At 42.8% G+C, this 18,087-nt stretch carries 18 protein-coding genes and 4 pseudogenes; 19 read left to right on the top strand and 3 right to left on the bottom strand.

Going from position 1 to position 18,087, the window contains the following annotated elements; all coding sequences use genetic code 11:
• The first annotated feature begins 1,302 nt into the window (after positions 1-1,302).
• From HMPREF9447_RS29315 to HMPREF9447_RS05605, 14 genes and pseudogenes are all read left to right on the top strand, one after another.
• A complete protein-coding gene (locus HMPREF9447_RS29315) occupies positions 1,303-1,512 on the top strand; it encodes a hypothetical protein (protein WP_004295287.1) in 210 nt (69 codons plus the stop codon).
• 161 nt (positions 1,513-1,673) lie between these two features.
• Positions 1,674-2,126: a ferritin-like domain-containing protein gene (locus tag HMPREF9447_RS05550; protein ID WP_005641945.1), complete on the top strand. Its 453-nt coding sequence runs from the start codon at positions 1,674-1,676 to the stop codon at positions 2,124-2,126.
• 102 nt (positions 2,127-2,228) lie between these two features.
• Positions 2,229-2,876 (top strand): MarC family protein, encoded by a 648-nt coding sequence (locus HMPREF9447_RS05555; RefSeq protein WP_005650034.1) that lies wholly within the window; start codon positions 2,229-2,231, stop codon positions 2,874-2,876.
• Positions 2,877-2,926: 50 nt separating this feature from the next.
• On the top strand, positions 2,927-3,409 hold the full coding sequence (locus tag HMPREF9447_RS05560; protein WP_004295284.1) for a ferritin: 483 nt from the start codon (positions 2,927-2,929) through the stop codon (positions 3,407-3,409).
• 28 nt (positions 3,410-3,437) lie between these two features.
• A complete protein-coding gene (locus HMPREF9447_RS05565; protein WP_004295283.1) occupies positions 3,438-4,487 on the top strand; it encodes a class I fructose-bisphosphate aldolase in 1,050 nt (349 codons plus the stop codon).
• A gap of 13 nt (positions 4,488-4,500) precedes the next feature.
• The gene (gene gpmA, locus HMPREF9447_RS05570; RefSeq protein WP_004295282.1) at positions 4,501-5,250 is read left to right on the top strand and encodes a 2,3-diphosphoglycerate-dependent phosphoglycerate mutase; all 750 of its coding nucleotides are present in this window, start codon (positions 4,501-4,503) and stop codon (positions 5,248-5,250) included.
• A gap of 67 nt (positions 5,251-5,317) precedes the next feature.
• Positions 5,318-5,746 carry an Hsp20/alpha crystallin family protein gene (locus tag HMPREF9447_RS05575; protein WP_004295281.1) on the top strand — a complete coding sequence of 143 codons (429 nt, stop codon included), beginning with the start codon at positions 5,318-5,320 and terminating at the stop codon, positions 5,744-5,746.
• Positions 5,747-5,831: 85 nt separating this feature from the next.
• Positions 5,832-6,287, top strand: a complete 456-nt coding sequence (locus HMPREF9447_RS05580; protein WP_005641942.1) for an RNA polymerase sigma factor — start codon at positions 5,832-5,834, stop codon at positions 6,285-6,287.
• Positions 6,253-6,327 (top strand): annotated as a pseudogene (locus HMPREF9447_RS29015) (RNA polymerase sigma factor); the annotation flags it as partial. The gene HMPREF9447_RS05580 and the pseudogene HMPREF9447_RS29015, both read left to right, overlap by 35 nt.
• Before the next feature lie 25 nt (positions 6,328-6,352).
• On the top strand, positions 6,353-7,336 hold the full coding sequence (pfkA, locus tag HMPREF9447_RS05585; protein ID WP_004295279.1) for a 6-phosphofructokinase: 984 nt from the start codon (positions 6,353-6,355) through the stop codon (positions 7,334-7,336).
• Positions 7,337-7,349: 13 nt separating this feature from the next.
• Complete coding sequence (locus tag HMPREF9447_RS05590) at positions 7,350-9,596, top strand: cation:proton antiporter domain-containing protein (protein WP_004295278.1); 2,247 nt, start codon at positions 7,350-7,352, stop codon at positions 9,594-9,596.
• A 21-nt stretch (positions 9,597-9,617) separates the two neighbouring features.
• Positions 9,618-12,176, top strand: coding sequence for an alpha-glucan family phosphorylase (gene glgP, locus HMPREF9447_RS05595; RefSeq protein ID WP_004295277.1), 2,559 nt, complete (start codon positions 9,618-9,620; stop codon positions 12,174-12,176).
• A 16-nt stretch (positions 12,177-12,192) separates the two neighbouring features.
• Positions 12,193-13,002, top strand: a complete 810-nt coding sequence (locus HMPREF9447_RS05600; protein WP_004295276.1) for an arginase family protein — start codon at positions 12,193-12,195, stop codon at positions 13,000-13,002.
• A gap of 54 nt (positions 13,003-13,056) precedes the next feature.
• Positions 13,057-13,593, top strand: coding sequence for a methylglyoxal synthase (locus HMPREF9447_RS05605; RefSeq protein WP_004295275.1), 537 nt, complete (start codon positions 13,057-13,059; stop codon positions 13,591-13,593).
• Between the two features lie 210 nt (positions 13,594-13,803).
• Here the strand turns inward: HMPREF9447_RS05605 and HMPREF9447_RS27680 are convergent.
• Together HMPREF9447_RS27680 and HMPREF9447_RS28755 are read right to left on the bottom strand one after the other, a co-directional pair.
• Positions 13,804-13,932, bottom strand: a pseudogene (locus HMPREF9447_RS27680) (transposase); the annotation flags it as partial.
• 128 nt (positions 13,933-14,060) lie between these two features.
• Positions 14,061-14,237 (bottom strand): annotated as a pseudogene (locus HMPREF9447_RS28755) (Ppx/GppA family phosphatase); the annotation flags it as partial.
• A 73-nt stretch (positions 14,238-14,310) separates the two neighbouring features.
• On the opposite strand from HMPREF9447_RS28755, the pseudogene HMPREF9447_RS05610 reads away from it, so the two are divergent.
• The 5 genes and pseudogenes from HMPREF9447_RS05610 (at position 14,311) to HMPREF9447_RS05630 (ending at position 17,886) form a co-directional block, all read left to right on the top strand.
• A pseudogene (locus HMPREF9447_RS05610) lies at positions 14,311-14,627 on the top strand (helix-turn-helix domain-containing protein).
• 224 nt (positions 14,628-14,851) lie between these two features.
• Positions 14,852-15,223 (top strand): helix-turn-helix domain-containing protein, encoded by a 372-nt coding sequence (locus tag HMPREF9447_RS05615; RefSeq protein ID WP_005641938.1) that lies wholly within the window; start codon positions 14,852-14,854, stop codon positions 15,221-15,223.
• Complete coding sequence (locus tag HMPREF9447_RS29405) at positions 15,177-15,641, top strand: IS5 family transposase (protein WP_005650024.1); 465 nt, start codon at positions 15,177-15,179, stop codon at positions 15,639-15,641. Before HMPREF9447_RS05615 ends, HMPREF9447_RS29405 begins: the two co-directional genes overlap by 47 nt.
• An 8-nt stretch (positions 15,642-15,649) precedes the next feature.
• Positions 15,650-15,961: a helix-turn-helix domain-containing protein gene (locus HMPREF9447_RS05625; RefSeq protein ID WP_004295270.1), complete on the top strand. Its 312-nt coding sequence runs from the start codon at positions 15,650-15,652 to the stop codon at positions 15,959-15,961.
• Between the two features lie 833 nt (positions 15,962-16,794).
• Positions 16,795-17,886, top strand: a complete 1,092-nt coding sequence (locus tag HMPREF9447_RS05630) for a DUF4421 domain-containing protein (RefSeq protein WP_009128733.1) — start codon at positions 16,795-16,797, stop codon at positions 17,884-17,886.
• A gap of 10 nt (positions 17,887-17,896) precedes the next feature.
• Here the strand turns inward: HMPREF9447_RS05630 and HMPREF9447_RS05635 are convergent, their stop codons facing one another.
• On the bottom strand, positions 17,897-18,073 hold the full coding sequence (locus tag HMPREF9447_RS05635; protein ID WP_007213229.1) for a DUF4250 domain-containing protein: 177 nt from the start codon (positions 18,071-18,073) through the stop codon (positions 17,897-17,899).
• Between the last annotated feature and the right edge of the window lie 14 nt (positions 18,074-18,087).

Below are 18,087 nucleotides of genomic sequence, written 5' to 3' on the forward strand. Positions count from 1 at the left end.
CAGCACGGAGTATCAAAAACCACCTTTCACGGGGTAATGATTTAGCAACCTTTCTACTTCATAAATTTACTTTTTTTTGCGTTACCTCGTTTTATGCCTTTGTCCTCATTTGTCCTCACAAACGCTTTATTCATAGCCGTTTTAAAAACATTTCCGCCTTTCTATTCCTCTTTTCCACAGATTTTTAGTAAATTTATATCCGTCTAATTTTTAAGGTCCTATGTTCAGACTCAATCTAACCAAACATTGCATAAAGTGGTACTGTTTCATCCAAATGCAACTGATGGACACGTTCGTACATTATTTTGTGCTTGTATCGTTATATCTATTGCAGCTATTATCTGTAGTTCATTTGTATCCATGGCCCATTACAGACAGGCGTTATTCAGTATGACTTATTTTTCCTCCCTGGTGTTTTTTTGTGGAGTATGCATTGCGCATTTGCGGCACCGGTCAAATATCCGGATAGAGACATAAACCGTACACGATGGAAATATATTTTTTCATTCTATGGTTTGTGGACTCCGTGACCATTCTCCCTTATATGTTAACCTATATGTATTGGGATACGAATATTGTCCATGTCATTATCCTCCTTTACATTTTTATTATTGTCAAATAGATAAGATACTTACGGAAGAGTGGGTTATGACCTATATACCTGCGGTATCATGATCTGTTTTTCTGCTATTCTGCTATACTATATAGAGCTTAATGTACAGCTTGAGGATTTCAAAACATTCGTGACGGGCTTTGGTGGGCAGTAATTCTAAGACTTTAAATAAAGAAAAATTAAGCCACCCCTTAAAAAAAAGAGATATTTCCTTTCAAAGAATTCATTTCTTTTATTACATTTGTATTAGTCTTTTGAAAATAGAAGATTTATAGTAAAGCGTTAAGGCATTATCCAAGTTCAGGAAATCCCCAATTTCGAAACAACAATTGGATAATACATTGGACGCTCCACGTTCTATCTATATAGATTTTTGTTATATATAGGCGTGGGGCTTTGTGTATTATATGTTGTTGAGTATGGGGATACTTCTGAACGGTAATACCAAAGTTCCCACGCTTAACTTTATATAAACACAACTCCAGGGAACAGGGTTGGCTTATAATAAACATTATGAAAGCAACTTGTTTTAAAAGCGAGACAACTGTCTCCAACGACTTTCCCCCTTTGTTTGTTACTGTCTTTTGTGGAATATTCTATCCTTTCATTTCCATTCCTGTCTCTTTCGGAACATACCGTTCATTATCATACAAATTACATGCCAAAGCACTTTTCTGCCTTCTCCTGCTATGGTACTAGATAATAGTAACTCCCCCTATCACATAGAGGAAGAACTTTGGTTACAGATACTTTCTCTGTCAAGAGAGTTGCAGGAGTGTAAAGCTAGTCTGCACCATAATACTTTGGACTGTATTTCCGATAAGATTGAAGGAATAGAAAGAGAACTGGATGTCTTATTGGATATTCTGCAAGGGAGGCAAGACAAAAAGACATCATAGTGCTATTTTTTATGACAATTTGTCTACGCCGATAAGTTATCCTATTATTTAAGCCTCGTTTAAGAATTCCGTTTTATGGGTTACCCACAATCGAATGGAATTTTTATATACTGAGAATAACACATGATATTAGTAATGGATTTTCAATATTCAGAGTGATAATGGATAAACGAATAGAAAACGCCATGAATGAGTTGATCAATACAGAAATATGGTCAACCGGTTTATACCTGTCATTGCAGGTTTATTTTGAAGATGAACGGCTTCCAATACTTAGCTCCTGGCTGAACTCCCAAGCACAGGACAATATGAACAAGGTTTATCAGATGATGAATCGGATATGCCATGATGGAGGATGTGTTGTAATCAATGAAATGAAACGGGATACACATGAATGGACAACGCCATTGAATGCCTTGAATGAATTGCTTGAACATGAGCAGTACATATCACGTCAGGTAAACACATTTCTCATATTATGCTGGAATGTAAGCATGTCCTTCCATTCTTTCATCAGCGGGCTGTATGCAGACCGTATATATGTAAGTACGGCATTTATGGAATTGTTACGTATCCTCGCCAAGGAAAACGAACGGAAACTACCTTATTTTTGACGGTATGGATTTAAGATTGATGTTATGCAAAATTTAATATTGCAGAATGCTATCTGGTATGTTTTTTGCGATATAATAATCGATAATAAACTATATGTCATCATGGATATATTTGTATATTTAACATTGTGTTTCACTTCGCTATTCACCTTGATGGACCCTCTTGGAGTAATGCCGGTATTCCTGCAAATGACTGATGGAATGGATACGAAAGAACGCAGATATATCGCCTTGAAAGCATGTACCATTGCATTTATCATATTAGTCCTTTTTACATTATCGGGCAGGTTTCTGTTTCATTTTTTCGGCATCTCAACAAACGGATTCCGGATTGTGGGAGGTATCATCATCTTTAAAATCGGATATGATATGTTGCAGGCACATTTTACCCATGTGAAACTGAATGAAACTGAACGAAAAGAATATTCCAAAGATATAACCATCACACCTCTTGCCATTCCGATGTTATGCGGTCCGGGAGCGATTTCCAGTGGAATAACATTGATGGAAGATGCTTCGGAATATACTTTCAAAATAGTATTGCTTGGCGTAATCGCTTTGGTCTGCATTCTTTCCTTCTTTATTCTGTGCGCGTCCACCCAGCTTTTAAAAATCTTGGGAGAGACGGGAAACAATGTGATGATGAGACTGATGGGACTTATTCTAATGGTGATCGCCGTGGAATGTTTTATCAGCGGGATACGTCCGGTATTAATTGAAATCTTGAAACAAGCCCATGCTTGTTCTTAAAGAAGAGAGATAATTTGGATTTATTATTAACATTAAAAGTTTGATTCATCATGACTGAAAAATTGCAAAATGCTCTGAATGAGCAAATCACAGCAGAATTATGGTCTGCCAACCTGTATTTATCAATGTCTTTTTATCTGGAAAGAGAGGGCTTTTCCGGAATGGCTCGCTGGATGCAGAAACAGTCTGCAGAAGAGACCGGGCATGCATATGCCATTGCCGGGTACATGATTAAGCGTGAGGCAACCCCGAAAGTAGACAAGGTCGATGTGGTTCCACAAGGTTGGGGTAACCCTGTTGAAGTATTCGAGCATGCTTTGGAGCATGAAAAACATGTTTCCAAACTGATTGATGAGTTGGTACAGGTAGCATCCGAAGAGAAAGACAATGCCACTCAGGACTTCTTGTGGCAATTTGTTCGTGAGCAAGTAGAAGATGAAGCGAATGTACTCAATATTGTTAGTCATCTGAGGAAAGCCGGAGACTGTGCTATCCTTTTTATGGATGCAAAACTGGGTGAACGGGAGTCATAAACCAGAATAATCAATAAAAATAAATAAAATGAAAATAGTAGATTTATTGGGAGGAAAGGCTGAGTACTACCTGAACCATACATGTAAGACGATAGACAAACAACTTATCCATATTCCGGGACCGGATATGATAGATAAGGTATGGATGAATTCCGACAGGAATATCCGTACATTGGAAAGTTTGCAGGCTTTATACGGACATGGACGTCTGGCCAATACGGGCTATGTATCCATTCTGCCTGTAGACCAGGGCATAGAACATTCTGCAGGAGCGTCTTTCGCCCCCAATCCGCTTTATTTCGATCCCGAAAACATCATAAAGCTGGCCATTGAAGGAGGGTGTAATGCCGTGGCATCCACATTCGGTGTGTTGGGCGCCGTGGCACGCAAATATGCACACAAGATACCTTTTATCGTCAAGCTGAACCATAATGAGTTGCTGACTTATCCGAACAGCTACGACCAGGTAATGTTCGGTACGGTGAAAGAGGCATGGAACATGGGAGCCGTAGCTGTCGGTGCTACCATTTATTTCGGTTCGGAACAAAGCCGCCGCCAGATAGTGGAAGTGTCACAGGCTTTTGAATATGCCCACGAACTGGGAATGGCTACTATTCTGTGGTGCTATTTGAGAAACAGCAGCTTCAAAAAGGATGGTACCGACTATCATGCCGCTGCCGACTTGACAGGACAAGCCAACCATATCGGGGTTACCATTAAAGCCGATATCGTGAAGCAGAAGCTCCCATCCAATAACGGCGGTTTCAAGGCTATCGGATTCGGAAAGACAAACGAGTGTATGTATTCGGAACTGACCACTGACCATCCGATAGACCTTTGCCGTTATCAGGTGGCGAATGGCTATATGGGACGTGTCGGATTGATTAACTCGGGCGGTGAATCCCATGGGGAATCCGACCTGCATGATGCTGTCGTAACGGCAGTAGTAAATAAGCGTGCAGGTGGTATGGGGCTGATCAGCGGTCGTAAGGCTTTCCAGAAACCGATGAAAGACGGAATTCAACTTCTGAACACCATTCAGGACGTATATCTGGATTCTTCAATAACCATTGCATAAAGAAGAAGTATCCATGAAAAGAATAGTGTTATTACGTCATGGCGAAAGTCTATGGAACAAAGAAAACCGTTTTACTGGATGGACGGACGTGGATTTAAGCGAGAAAGGAGTTGAAGAAGCCTGCAAGGCAGGCGATGCATTACGGGAGGCTGGATTTTCTTTTGAGGCAGCTTACACTTCTTACTTGAAACGTGCCGTAAAAACGTTGAACTGTGTCTTGGACCGGCTGGATAAAGACTGGATTCCGGTTGAAAAGACCTGGCGGCTGAACGAGAAGCATTACGGCATGCTTCAGGGACTGAATAAGAGTGAAACAGCGGTCCAATATGGTGAAGAACAAGTACACATCTGGCGAAGAAGCTATGACGTGGCTCCCGCTCCGGTAGGCAAAGATGATCCCCGTAATCCGGGCATGGATATCCGCTATGCCGGTGTACCAGATAGCGAACTTCCCCGTACGGAATCCCTGAAAGATACTATTGGGCGTGTCATGCCTTACTGGAAATGCATCATCTTTCCCGCATTGATGTATAAGGACAGCCTGCTGGTAGTCGCCCATGGTAACAGCCTGCGCGGAATCATCAAGCATCTCAAAGGAATTTCCGATACGGATATTTCCAACCTGAACCTGCCTACGGCAGTTCCTTATGTCTTTGAATTTGACGACAGGCTGGTTCTTGTCAAGGACTACTACCTTGGAAACCCGGAAGAGATACGGAAACGGGCAGAAGCTGTGGCCAAACAAGGGATGGCTAAAAAATAAAAATCTGTCTATCAAGCAGATGCTTTTTTTTAAGTTTTAATTATTAACTTTTAAAGAGGAGGTAAAAATGGTACCTGTAAAAACAAACCAGAATTGGTTACCGAGTATTTTTAACGATTTCTTTGACAATGAATGGATGGCAAGAGCAAACGCTACGGCTCCAGCCATCAATGTGATTGAGAATGAAAAGGACTACAAGGTAGAACTGGCAGCTCCGGGAATGACCAAGAATGATTTTAAGGTAAGTGTGGATGAAAGCAACAATCTGGTAATCTGCATGGAAAAAAAGGACGAGAAAAAGGAGGAGAAGAAAGACGGAAAATACTTGCGCCGTGAATTCTCCTATTCCCGATTCCAGCAGAGTATCCTGCTGCCGGATAATGTGGAAAAAGATAAAATTTCGGCCAAAGTGGAACACGGGGTCCTGTTTATCGATATTCCCAAAGTCGTAGATAAGAAGGTTCAGGAAACCACCAAAACTATTGATGTCAAATAAGATATCTTGATGAGACTCTACAGAAGGCATTTCTTATTATCAGGGAATGCCTTCACCCGGATATTTGAATTCCAAAATAAATATAATGAGAGGATTTGATTTCGATAAAGCGCTGGTAGCCCTTCAGAATGAACTGCATTGTTTTGCATATAAACTGACTGCTGACAAGGATGAAGCAGAAAACTTGTTGCAGGAAACAATGTTGAGGACGTTGGATAATAAGGATAAGTTTGATTCCGGTACGAATTTTAAAGGCTGGATGTATACCATCATGCGCAATGCATTTATCAATAATTGCCGGACAAAGAAAATACGAGGGAATTTATATGTATTATCAGAACCTGAATATCATTTCCTGTTAAGGGATGACTCTTTCATTTTCGTGGATAACGGGCATGATGCAAAAGAGATAAGGGAAGCCCTTAAAACATTGCCTAAAGCACATTATGTCGTTTTTATGTTGTACCGGAGTCAAATATCGGGAAATAGCCGCAAAGATAGGAGTGTCACTGAGTACGATAAAAAGCCGTATCTTTTATAGCAGAAAAAGGCTAAAACAGTTGCTTTCTAATTTTGCCTGATTAATTAAAATATAAAAAACAAATTATGGATAACAAGTATATTGGAATTCTGACTTCCGGAGGGGATGCTTCAGGAATGAACGCGGCTATCCGTGCCGTGACCCGCGCCGCCATTTTTAACGGATTTAAAGTGAAAGGAATTTATAGAGGTTACGAGGGGCTGATTGCCGGTGAAGTGAAAGAACTCACGACGGAAGATGTAAGTAGCATTATCCAGAGGGGAGGCACCATACTGAAAACAGCTCGCTCCGAGACTTTCACCACTCCCGAAGGACGCAAGAAAGCTTATAAGGTCATACAGAAAGAGAACATCAATGCTTTGATAATTATCGGTGGAGACGGTTCCCTGACGGGAGCCCGTATCTTTGCGGAGGAGTATGATGTGACGTGCATAGGATTGCCCGGCACCATTGACAATGACCTATATGGTACCGATTTTACCATAGGATATGATACGGCATTGAACACCATTGTGGAATGCGTGGATAAAATCAGGGACACGGCAACCTCCCATGACCGTATCTTCTTTGTCGAAGTGATGGGGCGTGATGCGGGCTTCCTGGCACAAAACAGCGCAATAGCTTCCGGTGCTGAAGCGGCCATCATCCCGGAGGACAGGACGGACGTGGACCAGTTGGAAACATTCATCGGGCGCGGATTCAGAAAGACGAAAAACAGCAGCATCGTAATTGTGACCGAAAGTCCTGAAAACAAGAATGGAGGTGCCATATATTACGCCGACCGGGTAAAGAAGGAATATCCCGGGTATGATGTCAGGGTTTCTATCCTGGGCCATCTGCAACGGGGTGGTGCTCCGAGTGCCAATGACCGTATACTGGCAAGCCGGCTGGGTGAAGCCGCAATCCAGGCCTTAATGGAAGGCCAGCGAAATGTTATGATAGGCATACGGAACAACGAGATTGTTTATGTTCCTTTTGTCCAGGCAATCAAAAAGGACAAGCCTATTGACAAAAGCCTGATCCGGGTCCTTAACGAATTATCGATCTAAAATAACCGTTAATATGTCAGAAGTTGCTCCCTTAATATCGGATCTTGCCATAATTCTGATTATTGCCGGTATTGTAACCGTCATTTTCAAGTGGCTGAAGCAACCGGTCATATTGGGCTACATTGTAGCCGGTATTATGGCGGGTCCTTCCGTTTCTTTGGTCCCGACTGTTTCCGATCCTGCCAATATCAAAATATGGGCGGACATCGGTGTCATTTTTCTGCTGTTCGCGATGGGACTGGACTTTTCGTTCAAGAAATTGATAAATGTGGGCATTACGGCTATCGTTGCCACTGTCACTATTGTATGTGGCATGATGTTCATAGGTTATACAGCGGGGAATGCAATGGGGTTCTCCCACATGAGCAGTATTTTTCTGGGTGGAATGTTGTCCATGTCGTCCACGGCCATCGTATTCAAGGCCTTCAATGACATGGGACTTCTCCAACAGAAATTCACTGGCATTGTCTTGGGGATTCTTGTTATCGAAGATCTGGTGGCTGTAGTGATGATGGTTGTTCTTTCCACGTTGGCGGTAGGCAAACATTTTGAAGGGAAGGAGATGCTGGAAAGTATATTGAAGCTGGCCGCTTTCCTGATTTTCTGGTCGGCATTGGGTATCTATCTGATACCTACCCTGCTGAAGAAGATACGCCGTTTCACCAGCAACGAGATTTTATTGATAACCTCTCTGGGACTTTGCCTGGGAATGGTGATGATTGCGACAAAAGCGGGATTTTCTGCCGCATTGGGAGCCTTTGTCATGGGGTCCCTGCTGGCAGAGACCGTTGAAGCGGAAAAAATCGTACATATCGTACAGCCGGTAAAAGACCTGTTCGCTTCCATATTTTTCGTGTCGGTAGGAATGATGATCGATCCTGCCATGATGTGGGAATATGCCGTCCCTATTCTCATCCTGACATTGCTGGTACTGTCCGGTCAGGTACTGTTCGGGAGCTTTGGTGTCTTGCTTTCCGGCCAGCCGTTGAAAATTGCCATACAGTCCGGCTTTTCACTGACACAGGTCGGTGAATTCGCATTCATCATCGCATCTTTAGGCGTCAGTCTGAATGTTACGGACAAGTATCTCTATCCGGTCATAGTGGCAGTATCTGTCATAACGACTTTTCTTACCCCCTATATGATACGGCTTTCGGAACCAGCATACCGGTTTATAGACATCCACATGCCTGAATCCCTGAAAGATTATCTCGTACACTATACGTCCGGGGCAATGACTGTAAAACACCAGGGTACTTGGCATAAACTGATCCGGTCTATGCTGGTGTCTGTCACACTCTATCTGGTCGTATGCGTTTTTTTCATCACTTTATATTTTTCCTATGTGCATCCTTTGATTAGGAAAAGTCTGCCGGGAATGGAAGGGAACTTGTTGGGCTTCATCATCATCTTTCTTGTCATATCCCCGTTTCTATGGGCCATCATCATGAAAAGGAACAATTCAACCGAGTTCCGTAAACTCTGGACGGACAACAAGTTCAACAGAGGGCCTTTGGTATCAATAGTACTTGTCAAAATACTGATCTGCACGATTATCATGATGAGTATCATTACCCATCTTTTCAATGTTGCCTTGGGAGCCGGGTTGGTAGTCTCTTCCATTATCATTGCCGTCATTTATTTTTCCAAGCGGATCAAGAAACGGTCGCTGACTATAGAGAGACAATTTATGGCAAACTTTCAGGGGACGGACGGGAATGGACTTTCTACAGAAAGTGATACAGGCTCCACCCTTGGCAGCAATATCCCGTTCAAGGAATTACATTTGGCGGATTTCACAGTATCCCCTGATTCCATATATGTGGGCAGAACATTAAAAGAAAGCAGCTTGCGCACCTTGTTTCAGATAAATGTGATTTCAATCACCCGTGGAGAAAAACGCCTAGATATACCACAAGGGGAAGAACATCTCTATCCATATGACAAGGTTACGGTCGTAGGTACGGACCGACAGTTGGAAAGCTTCCGGACATCCATGGAGCAAAAGAAGGTAGAAAGGAACGGGAACGGAACATCCTCGCAGGATGAGATGGAAATAGGGCAATTTCCTGTCGAAGGAGGTTCACCATTGATCGGAAAGACGATCCGGGAGGCAGACATATCGGATAGCATCATTATCGGAATAGAGAGGAGTACCGTGAATATTATGAATCCAGACCCTGATACAATTTTCAAGGAGAATGATACGGTATGGATTGTCGGTAAACGAAAAATAATAAAAGGACTGAATAAAGATTAGGACTTATTTAATTAAAATGTCATGGAATATTCAAGTTATAATGTAAATACCCCTCAGTGGAGGGAGATTACAGTAGGTTCACATCTTCCTGCAGAACTGCGAAAACTTGCAGAAATCGCACATAATCTCTGGTGGACATGGAATGATGACGCAAAGAAACTGTATTGTGATTTGGATTCGGAACTTTGGAAAGAGGTGGAACAGAATCCGGTATTGTTTCTGGAGCGGATAAATTATGAGAAGCTTGTAGCGCTGGCACATGATGAGAACTTTGTCTATAAAATGGATGCCGTCTATTCCGCCTTCAAAAAATACGTAGATGTGGAACCGGATCACCAGCGCCCGTCAATAGCTTATTTCAGCATGGAATACGGCTTGGATGAAGTCCTTAAGATATATTCCGGCGGTTTGGGAATGTTGGCGGGGGATTACCTGAAAGAGGCGTCGGACAGCAATGTGGACCTTTGTGCCATAGGACTTTTGTACCGTTACGGTTATTTTGACCAGTCGCTTTCCATGGACGGCCAGCAGACAGTCAATTATAAAGCGCAGAATTTCGGGCAGCTCCCGATTGAAAAGGTAATGCAACCGGATGGGAAACAACTGGTAATCCACGTCCCCTATGCCGACAGTTTTGTGGTACATGCCAATGTCTGGAAAGCCAGTGTGGGGCGTATTCCCCTTTATCTGCTGGATACGGACAATGAACTCAACAGCGAGTTTGACCGCCCTATCACTCACCATCTGTATGGAGGCGACTGGGAGAATCGGCTAAAACAGGAAATACTGCTTGGCATAGGCGGGATGATAACGCTGAGAGCTTTAGGTATAACGAAAGATGTATATCACTGTAATGAGGGGCATGCCGCACTGATCAATATCCAGCGGCTTTGTGATTACATAAATGGCGGCTTGAATTTCGGGCAGGCCATGGAGCTGGTACGTGCTTCCTCACTTTATACCGTACATACTCCCGTACCCGCTGGTCATGATTATTTTGACGAAGGGCTTTTCAATAAATATATGAAGGGATATCCTGGCAAGTTGGGTATAACCTGGGATAACCTGATGGATCTCGGGCGTCACAATCCGGGAGACAAGGAGGAACGTTTCTGCATGTCTGTCTTCGCCTGCAAGACCTGCCAGGAGGTAAACGGTGTCAGCAAGTTGCATAAATCGGTATCCCAGCAAATGTTTGCGCCGATCTGGAAGGGATACTTCCCGGAAGAGAACCATGTGGGTTATGTAACCAACGGGGTACATCTGCCTACCTGGTGTGCGGCAGAATGGAAAAAGCTTTTCAAGGACAATTTTGATGAGAATTTTTTCTGCGACCAGTCCAATCAGAAAATCTGGGAGGCCGTCTATGGCATCCCGGATGAAGAGATATGGAATACCCGGTTAAAACAGAAAGCAAAATTGCTGGACTATATCAAAAGCAAATGCAGCAAGGACTGGCTCAGGAGTCAGATTGATCCGGCATTGAGCGTTTCCATTTTTGAGAGATTCAATCCCGATGCTCTTCTAATAGGCTTCGGACGCCGTTTTGCTACATATAAGAGGGCTCATCTTCTGTTCACGGATATAGACCGACTTGCCAGGATTGTGAATAATCCGAAATATCCGGTACAGTTCATCTTTGCAGGCAAAGCCCATCCCAATGACGGTGCCGGGCAGGGGCTGATCAAGCAAATCGTGGAAATATCCCGGCGTCCGGAATTTTTAGGTAAAATCATATTCTTGGAGAATTACGACATGGACCTGGCACGCCATCTTATCTCGGGGGTGGATATTTGGATGAACACCCCTACGCGGTTGGCAGAAGCTTCGGGTACGTCGGGCGAGAAGGCATTGATGAACGGTGTGCTTAATTTCTCCGTGCTGGACGGTTGGTGGTATGAAGGATACCGTAAGGATGCTGGATGGGCACTGACTGATAAAAGGACTTATCAGAATGAACAGTACCAAAACCAGCTGGATGCCGAAGCCATCTATTATTTGTTGGAGCATGACATCCTGCCACTGTATTACGAGCATGGGGGGAAGAACTATTCGGAAGACTGGGTCAAGTATATCAAGAACTCAATCGCACAAATCGCTCCCCATTTTACCATGAAAAGACAGTTGGACGACTACTATGACAGGTTCTATAACAAACTGTCAGAGCATTTCCACATTCTGGCAGCCGACAACTTTGCGAAGGCGAAAATGATGGCTGACTGGAAAGCAAACGTCCGAAGCAGATGGGATGCCATAGAAATCAAATCCATAGAGGCAGGGAATGGGCTGAATGCCACGGTTGAAGCCGGAAAGGAATATGAGGTGACGGTTGTCGTTGATGAGAAAGGCCTGGATGACGCAATCGGAATAGAATCGGTCATTATCAGGCGTGAAGACGGTCAGGATCACATATATGAGGTTATTCCCCTTTTGCCGGTTTCCAAGAATGGGAATTTATATACCTTTAAGGCGACATCCGGCATTTTCAACGCTGGAAGCTTCAAGCAGGCCTTCCGTATGTATCCCAAGAATGCTTTGTTACCTCACCGACAAGATTTCTGTTATGTACGATGGTTTTAATGAACAGTAAAAGGATATGCAAAAACAACGTATGAGCGGGCAAAATCAAAAAACAGATAAACGGATAGCATGGCCGATCATCATCATGAACTTCACGGGAGTGTATGACTACGAGGCGTTTGCCCGGAACAATAAATTTATATGGCTGGATTGTCGTCATCTTTATGGTACAGATGGCTACTGTGACAGGGAGGGGGCTTTGGCTTTGAAGGGGATGATTGCTGATTATCCGGCGGAGGGAGTCCATTTCATCGATTCAGGCAATTATCATTATTTGACTAAATTCTGGACAGACAAACTTGAAACTCCGTTTTCGCTGATTGTGTTCGACCACCATCCCGATATGCAGCCACCGTTGTTTGACAACATACTTTCTTGCGGAAGTTGGGTAAAGGATATATTGGACCATAACAACAACTGCAAGAAAGTAATTATCGTAGGTTCTTCAGACAAACTGATACAGGCTGTGCCGAAAGGATATGAAAGACAAGTTCGGTTTTACAGTGAAACTACGCTCATGCACGAAGAGGGTTGGCAGAACTTTTCTTCCGGACATATCAACGGACCGGTTTACATTTCCATAGACAAGGATGTCTTGAATCCGGCTTCGGCAGCAACAAACTGGGATCAAGGTTCTCTCAGCTTATGGGAATTGGAGAAACTGCTGGCTGTTATTCTTCAGAAAGAACAGGTAGTAGGCATTGACATCTGTGGGGAATGCTCCACAACACTCAATCTTTTTGAAGAAAAACGGGAAACCGTCATGGATAGCCAGGCAAACAAAGAATTGCTCAGATTTATCCGGTCATCCTCCGGCCTTCAATAGAATTAGTTTTTTTGTTATTATAATTATCATATAAAAATAAAATAATTTAGCTTTATGGAAACAATTGTTCGTAGAATTGGACTTGTTGCACACGATGCAATGAAAAAAGACATGATAGAGTGGGTTCTCTGGAACTCGGAACGTCTGATAGGACATAAATTCTATTGTACGGGTACAACCGGTACACTAATTAAAAAAGCCCTTGAAGAAAAACATCCTGAAATCAAATGGGATATCACAATCCTGAAATCTGGTCCTTTAGGAGGTGACCAGCAAATTGGTTCGCGGATCGTAGAAGGAGAAATAGACTATCTGTTCTTTTTTACAGATCCGATGACACTACAGCCGCATGATACGGATGTGAAAGCATTGACCAGACTGGCTGGAGTTGAAAATATTGTTTTCTGCTGTAACCGTTCGACTGCGGACCACATTATTACGAGTCCCTTATTCACTGACCCAACTTACGAACGTATTCACCCGGATTACACCAATTACACGCAGCGTTTTGAAAACAAGGGAATCATATCTGAAGCAGTGGAGCAAGTGAAAAAGCGGAGGAATAAAAGTGAGAATAACATTTCTAAATGAACTGTAATAAGTAGTAGAATATTTATAAGGCTATCTAAGAAACAAGTTGTTTACATCTTTCAGAATAGGTATCAGCTGAATAGTAATCTGCTAAGTTTGTGTCAAAACGTTGGCACAAACTCTTTTATATTTTACAGTTCTGCTATATTTTCTTTTGGCTATGCTGCTTTTTCCAGGGGCAGCGGATTTTTCCGGTTGGCAAGCTTTCCTTTAAGCGTATAGCCTAGCCAGTCTGAACATGAAGAATTTCAGATCAGCCACCCCTCTAAACTGGCTTCGAAGAGCTTTGATTTTAGCATTGAACGACTCCGCTGAAGCATTTGTCAATCGTTCTTCAAAATTTTAGGGGAAATACCTAAAGATACAAAAAGCCAACTAATTCGCAATACTTTTAGTATGAATTAGTTGGCTAATTTTATAGGATTTACTGAATATCCCCTAGTTAAAACAGCTATGCACAATTCCTTTTATTCCGTTTTCAGGTATATGGCATACAAATTGTCAATAATACCATCTGCTAAGCCAATGACCGGAACATGGATATACTCAGCTTTGACAATACCTGCAATTATCAGAAATATCTCAGCGGCGGGAACAATAACATCTGCACGGTCAGTTTTCAGATTAAATTCTTCCATGCGCTGTTATACCGGCACCACGAGTGACCGTTTCTCCGGATGGTATGAATTTGAAGTATCAACATAAAATCGGATTGTTATGGAAACCGTATGTTTTGAAAGGAAGGCGTTCGAGGAATTTGCCATGAAAATCGAACGGTTCATACATAGGGTGGAGGGAATCCCCATCTGGATTTGAAAGGCGTGAAGAGGACGGCTGGCTGGCTCGACCACCAGGATGTCTGCCTGAAGCTGAAAATCAGCAAGCGCACCTTGCAGACCTTGCGGGATAACGGCACGCTCGCCTATACCAAGATAGGCAACCGTACCTATTACCTGCCGGAAGACGTGGAGCGTATCGTCACGAAAGTGGAGGACAGACGCAAGGATGCACGCTACAGGGGGCACACCATTTGAAGGAATTGAACTGAAGTATCAACAAAAGACAAATGAGCAGTATGTATAATAGAGTTTATATCGAATAATTGATTAAAGCGTTCTTTGATTTATCTTTGTGATCTAAAAAGTTCAATTGATGTATTACGACAAGATTCGCCACCGTCATAGCCAAGTGCTTGCTGCGACAGGATTAACTCCTGCAGAGTTTGACGCTTTGCTAATAACTTTCAAGTACCATTGGGATGAATATTACAGCCATTTTACCTTGGAAGGTAAAGTGCGCCAACGTATATCTTACAACAGTGTTGTCTCTGATTCAGGACAAAATGTTCTTCATATTGGTATATCTGAAGACCAATCCCCTTCAGGAACTCCATGCTATTCAGTTTGAGATGACCCAGCCCCAGGCCAATAGATGGATTCACCTTCTTTCTGAGATTCTCCGGCGTACATTGAAAACGCTTGGTGAATTGCCTGACCGTAACTCCAAACGTCTGATACACATTCTTCAAGGGTGCGAAGAAGTCTTGTTGGACGGAACCGAGCGACCTATTCAGCGTCCTTTGGATGAAGACTGGCAGTCTGCATGCTATAGTGGTAAAAAAAACTCATAGCATAAAGAATAACCTGTTATGTACTAACAATCTTCGGATTGTATGGTTGAGCTCCACATACAAAGGTCATGTCCATGACAAAAAGATTTGTGATGAAGAACCTCTTCTACTTCCCAAAGGTATTAGGCTCTGGCAGGATACAGGTTTCATCGGACACAAACCGGATGGAGTTGAAATATGCATGCCCAAAAAGAAACCTAAAGGGAAAGAGCTTACTTGTGTTGAAAAACAAGAGAACAAGCGGATTTCCGGAGTTAGGATTAAAGTGGAGCATGCCATAGGTGGTATGAAAAAATGCCGTATTGTCAAAGAACGATTCAGATGCCATAAATTCGGTTTCGAAGATATGGTGATTCTTATTGCTTGTGGATTACACAACTTCAGAATCAGTCACAAAATGAGTCATATAACAAATTAATCTATATAATGTTTAATGAATTGAAAACGAAAGACGATGCGTGGATGCAGTCCATCCACGAGCGTATCGACCGGCTGTCGGCGATGATTGACGGCATTTTCGGAGATGGCGCGGTTCCGCCAAAAGAAGACGTGTACCTGTGCGACAGTGAGGTGGCGTGTATGCTGAAAGTCAGCCGCAGGACATTGGGCGAGTATCGGAGCAACGGCACGCTGCCTTACTATGTACTTGGTGGCAAGGTCTTGTACAAGAGGAGCGAGATCGAGCAGGTGTTGGAACGGGAATATAGGAGTGTCGGCAAGGCGCGGGGAAGCGGATGAAGATTCCATTTACCTGTTTTTTACGCACTTGTACAGGCTGCGGGCATTAAGACTGTCCGCATAAAGGCTGGACGTTTGCGTGCGCCAGCCACAGACTGTTTTTTAGAGGTGAGGGAGTTTGCCGTCTGGAAAAAGAACCTCTTTTTGGACTTTGGCACAAAGTCGTCCCCTGCCCGGTATCAGACTGTAATTCCTGTATGCAATCCTTTTCTGACTGTTCTCGTAACAGTCTGTTTCAATCCTGCCTGACCTTTGTTTACTTTTCATAAAGAGACTGTACCGCCTTTGTGACCGGGATATGAAACCGAAAGATTGTTTTTGACGGTTGCTAAAAAAGAAAAATCAAAGGTGTTTTGCATGTTCCGTAAAAAATCGTACCTTTACATAAAGTGAGTTGCACATCAACGCAATTGATGCAAGTATGTAGAAACCAGAACGGTTGCCAACTCGTTACCTCGTTTTTTGATGATCCGCATAAACTTTTATTCTTAGCGGATTATGTGATTCTTTCAAAAATAATCTCTATTTTGGGAATACGGCTTTCTGAATATCGGAAATTCTATGTGCCTGCCGTTTTACATCCCCTCCCTACAATCTACAACGACATGCTATCAGAACACTTCCCCATAAAATTTCTATTTTTCCTGTGAAATTATTCTCTTATTCAAAAAAAATAGTATCTTTGTCCTATAAAAGTTGTTCATAAGTATGAGACTGTAAAGTACTGAAATTAGCACAATCTCCAAATCGTTACCTTAGACTTTTCAGAACTTCCATAAGCGTTTGTCTTTCAAATTAATCCATCAAATTGATAAGAATTTAAAATAAGGTTGATGTTGAAAGGCTTTGTCGTCTGGTTATGTATGTTATTGCCGCTCGCTTTGTTTGCTCAAAACAGAGGGAACGACTCTATTGTATACGACAGCATCAAAAAACAACAGGGAGGCTTCATGAAAGTAATAAAGAAGTTCCTCAACTTCAATGACTTTGATACCACCTACATAAGTCCCAATCGCTACAACTACGCCTTAATGCTGGATCATTTCACAAATTACGAGTATTACTCCGTAGGTACTTCTGCCCCCGAACCCCAACGGCTGCGCTTCACCCCCAACCCTCATAATAAGATAGGCGCTTATTTTGGTTGGCGCTGGATATTCTTAGGGTGGTCTGTGGATACAGACGGACTCATCGGAAAGAAAAGCGGAAAAAACAGGGGAACAGAATTTGACCTCAGCCTTTATAGTTCAAAGTTAGGTGTGGATATATTCTATCGCCGCACAGGAAACGATTATAAGATACACAATGTGACAGGTTTCTCAGACCGCATTCCTTCTAATTACTCCGAGGACTTCAACGGTTTGAAAGTGAACATGAAAGGGTTGAACCTATACTACATCTTCAATAACCGGCACTTTTCTTATCCGGCAGCTTTCAGCCAGTCCACCAACCAGCGCCGAAATGCAGGTTCGCTCATAGCCGGGCTTTCCGTGTCTACACACAATCTGAAGTTCGATTATACAAAACTGCCCGAAGTGATTCAGGAAACGATGAACCCCGGCATGAAAGTAAGGCACATAAAATACACAAACATCAGCCTCAACTTCGGCTATGCCTACAACTGGGTGTTTGCACGTAACTGCCTTGCCTGTCTGTCGCTCTGCCCGGCAGTTGCTTATAAGACTTCGCGGATTGAAAAGGCGGCGGAAGAGCCAAGTGAATGGTATAAAAACTTCAATATAGACTTTATATTGCGGGCAGGCGTAGTATATAATAACAGTAAATACTTTGTAGGCACCTCATTCCTGGGCAGAACGTACGATTACTACCGGGATAATTTTTCCCTGAACAACGGATTTGGTACGCTGCAAATATATGCCGGATTCAACTTCTACCTGAAGAAGGAACACCGGAAGAAGAAATAATCAATGCGAATCACCAGAACTTGTTATGCTCTGCACTATACTCAAATCCGGCAGACTGCAACAGCCCTACAATCGTTTCTTTGTTCACATTCATATCATCGCAGAGCTCATCCAGTGAAGAATAACAATCACGCAATTTTGTATTGATGAAGCTGAAAAGCATCATCGGATCTTTAGGCAATTCCATTTTTATACTAATAC

The sequence above is a fragment of the Bacteroides oleiciplenus YIT 12058 genome (assembly GCF_000315485.1).
GTDB lineage: Bacteria > Bacteroidota > Bacteroidia > Bacteroidales > Bacteroidaceae > Bacteroides > Bacteroides oleiciplenus.

Excerpts from the sequence above, each read along its gene's own strand:
- HMPREF9447_RS29315 (WP_004295287.1), top strand. The coding sequence starts at position 1,303 with ATGGTACTAGATAATAGTAACTCCCCCTATCACATAGAGGAAGAACTT.
- HMPREF9447_RS05550 (WP_005641945.1), top strand. The coding sequence starts at position 1,674 with ATGGATAAACGAATAGAAAACGCCATGAATGAGTTGATCAATACAGAA.
- HMPREF9447_RS05555 (WP_005650034.1), top strand. The coding sequence starts at position 2,229 with ATGGATATATTTGTATATTTAACATTGTGTTTCACTTCGCTATTCACC.
- HMPREF9447_RS05560 (WP_004295284.1), top strand. The coding sequence starts at position 2,927 with ATGACTGAAAAATTGCAAAATGCTCTGAATGAGCAAATCACAGCAGAA.
- HMPREF9447_RS05565 (WP_004295283.1), top strand. The coding sequence starts at position 3,438 with ATGAAAATAGTAGATTTATTGGGAGGAAAGGCTGAGTACTACCTGAAC.
- gpmA (WP_004295282.1), top strand. The coding sequence starts at position 4,501 with ATGAAAAGAATAGTGTTATTACGTCATGGCGAAAGTCTATGGAACAAA.
- HMPREF9447_RS05575 (WP_004295281.1), top strand. The coding sequence starts at position 5,318 with ATGGTACCTGTAAAAACAAACCAGAATTGGTTACCGAGTATTTTTAAC.
- HMPREF9447_RS05580 (WP_005641942.1), top strand. The coding sequence starts at position 5,832 with ATGAGAGGATTTGATTTCGATAAAGCGCTGGTAGCCCTTCAGAATGAA.
- pfkA (WP_004295279.1), top strand. The coding sequence starts at position 6,353 with ATGGATAACAAGTATATTGGAATTCTGACTTCCGGAGGGGATGCTTCA.
- HMPREF9447_RS05590 (WP_004295278.1), top strand. The coding sequence starts at position 7,350 with ATGTCAGAAGTTGCTCCCTTAATATCGGATCTTGCCATAATTCTGATT.
- glgP (WP_004295277.1), top strand. The coding sequence starts at position 9,618 with ATGGAATATTCAAGTTATAATGTAAATACCCCTCAGTGGAGGGAGATT.
- HMPREF9447_RS05600 (WP_004295276.1), top strand. The coding sequence starts at position 12,193 with ATGCAAAAACAACGTATGAGCGGGCAAAATCAAAAAACAGATAAACGG.
- HMPREF9447_RS05605 (WP_004295275.1), top strand. The coding sequence starts at position 13,057 with ATGGAAACAATTGTTCGTAGAATTGGACTTGTTGCACACGATGCAATG.
- HMPREF9447_RS05615 (WP_005641938.1), top strand. The coding sequence starts at position 14,852 with ATGAATATTACAGCCATTTTACCTTGGAAGGTAAAGTGCGCCAACGTA.
- HMPREF9447_RS29405 (WP_005650024.1), top strand. The coding sequence starts at position 15,177 with ATGAAGACTGGCAGTCTGCATGCTATAGTGGTAAAAAAAACTCATAGC.
- HMPREF9447_RS05625 (WP_004295270.1), top strand. The coding sequence starts at position 15,650 with ATGTTTAATGAATTGAAAACGAAAGACGATGCGTGGATGCAGTCCATC.
- HMPREF9447_RS05630 (WP_009128733.1), top strand. The coding sequence starts at position 16,795 with ATGTTGAAAGGCTTTGTCGTCTGGTTATGTATGTTATTGCCGCTCGCT.
- HMPREF9447_RS05635 (WP_007213229.1), bottom strand. The coding sequence starts at position 18,073 with ATGGAATTGCCTAAAGATCCGATGATGCTTTTCAGCTTCATCAATACA.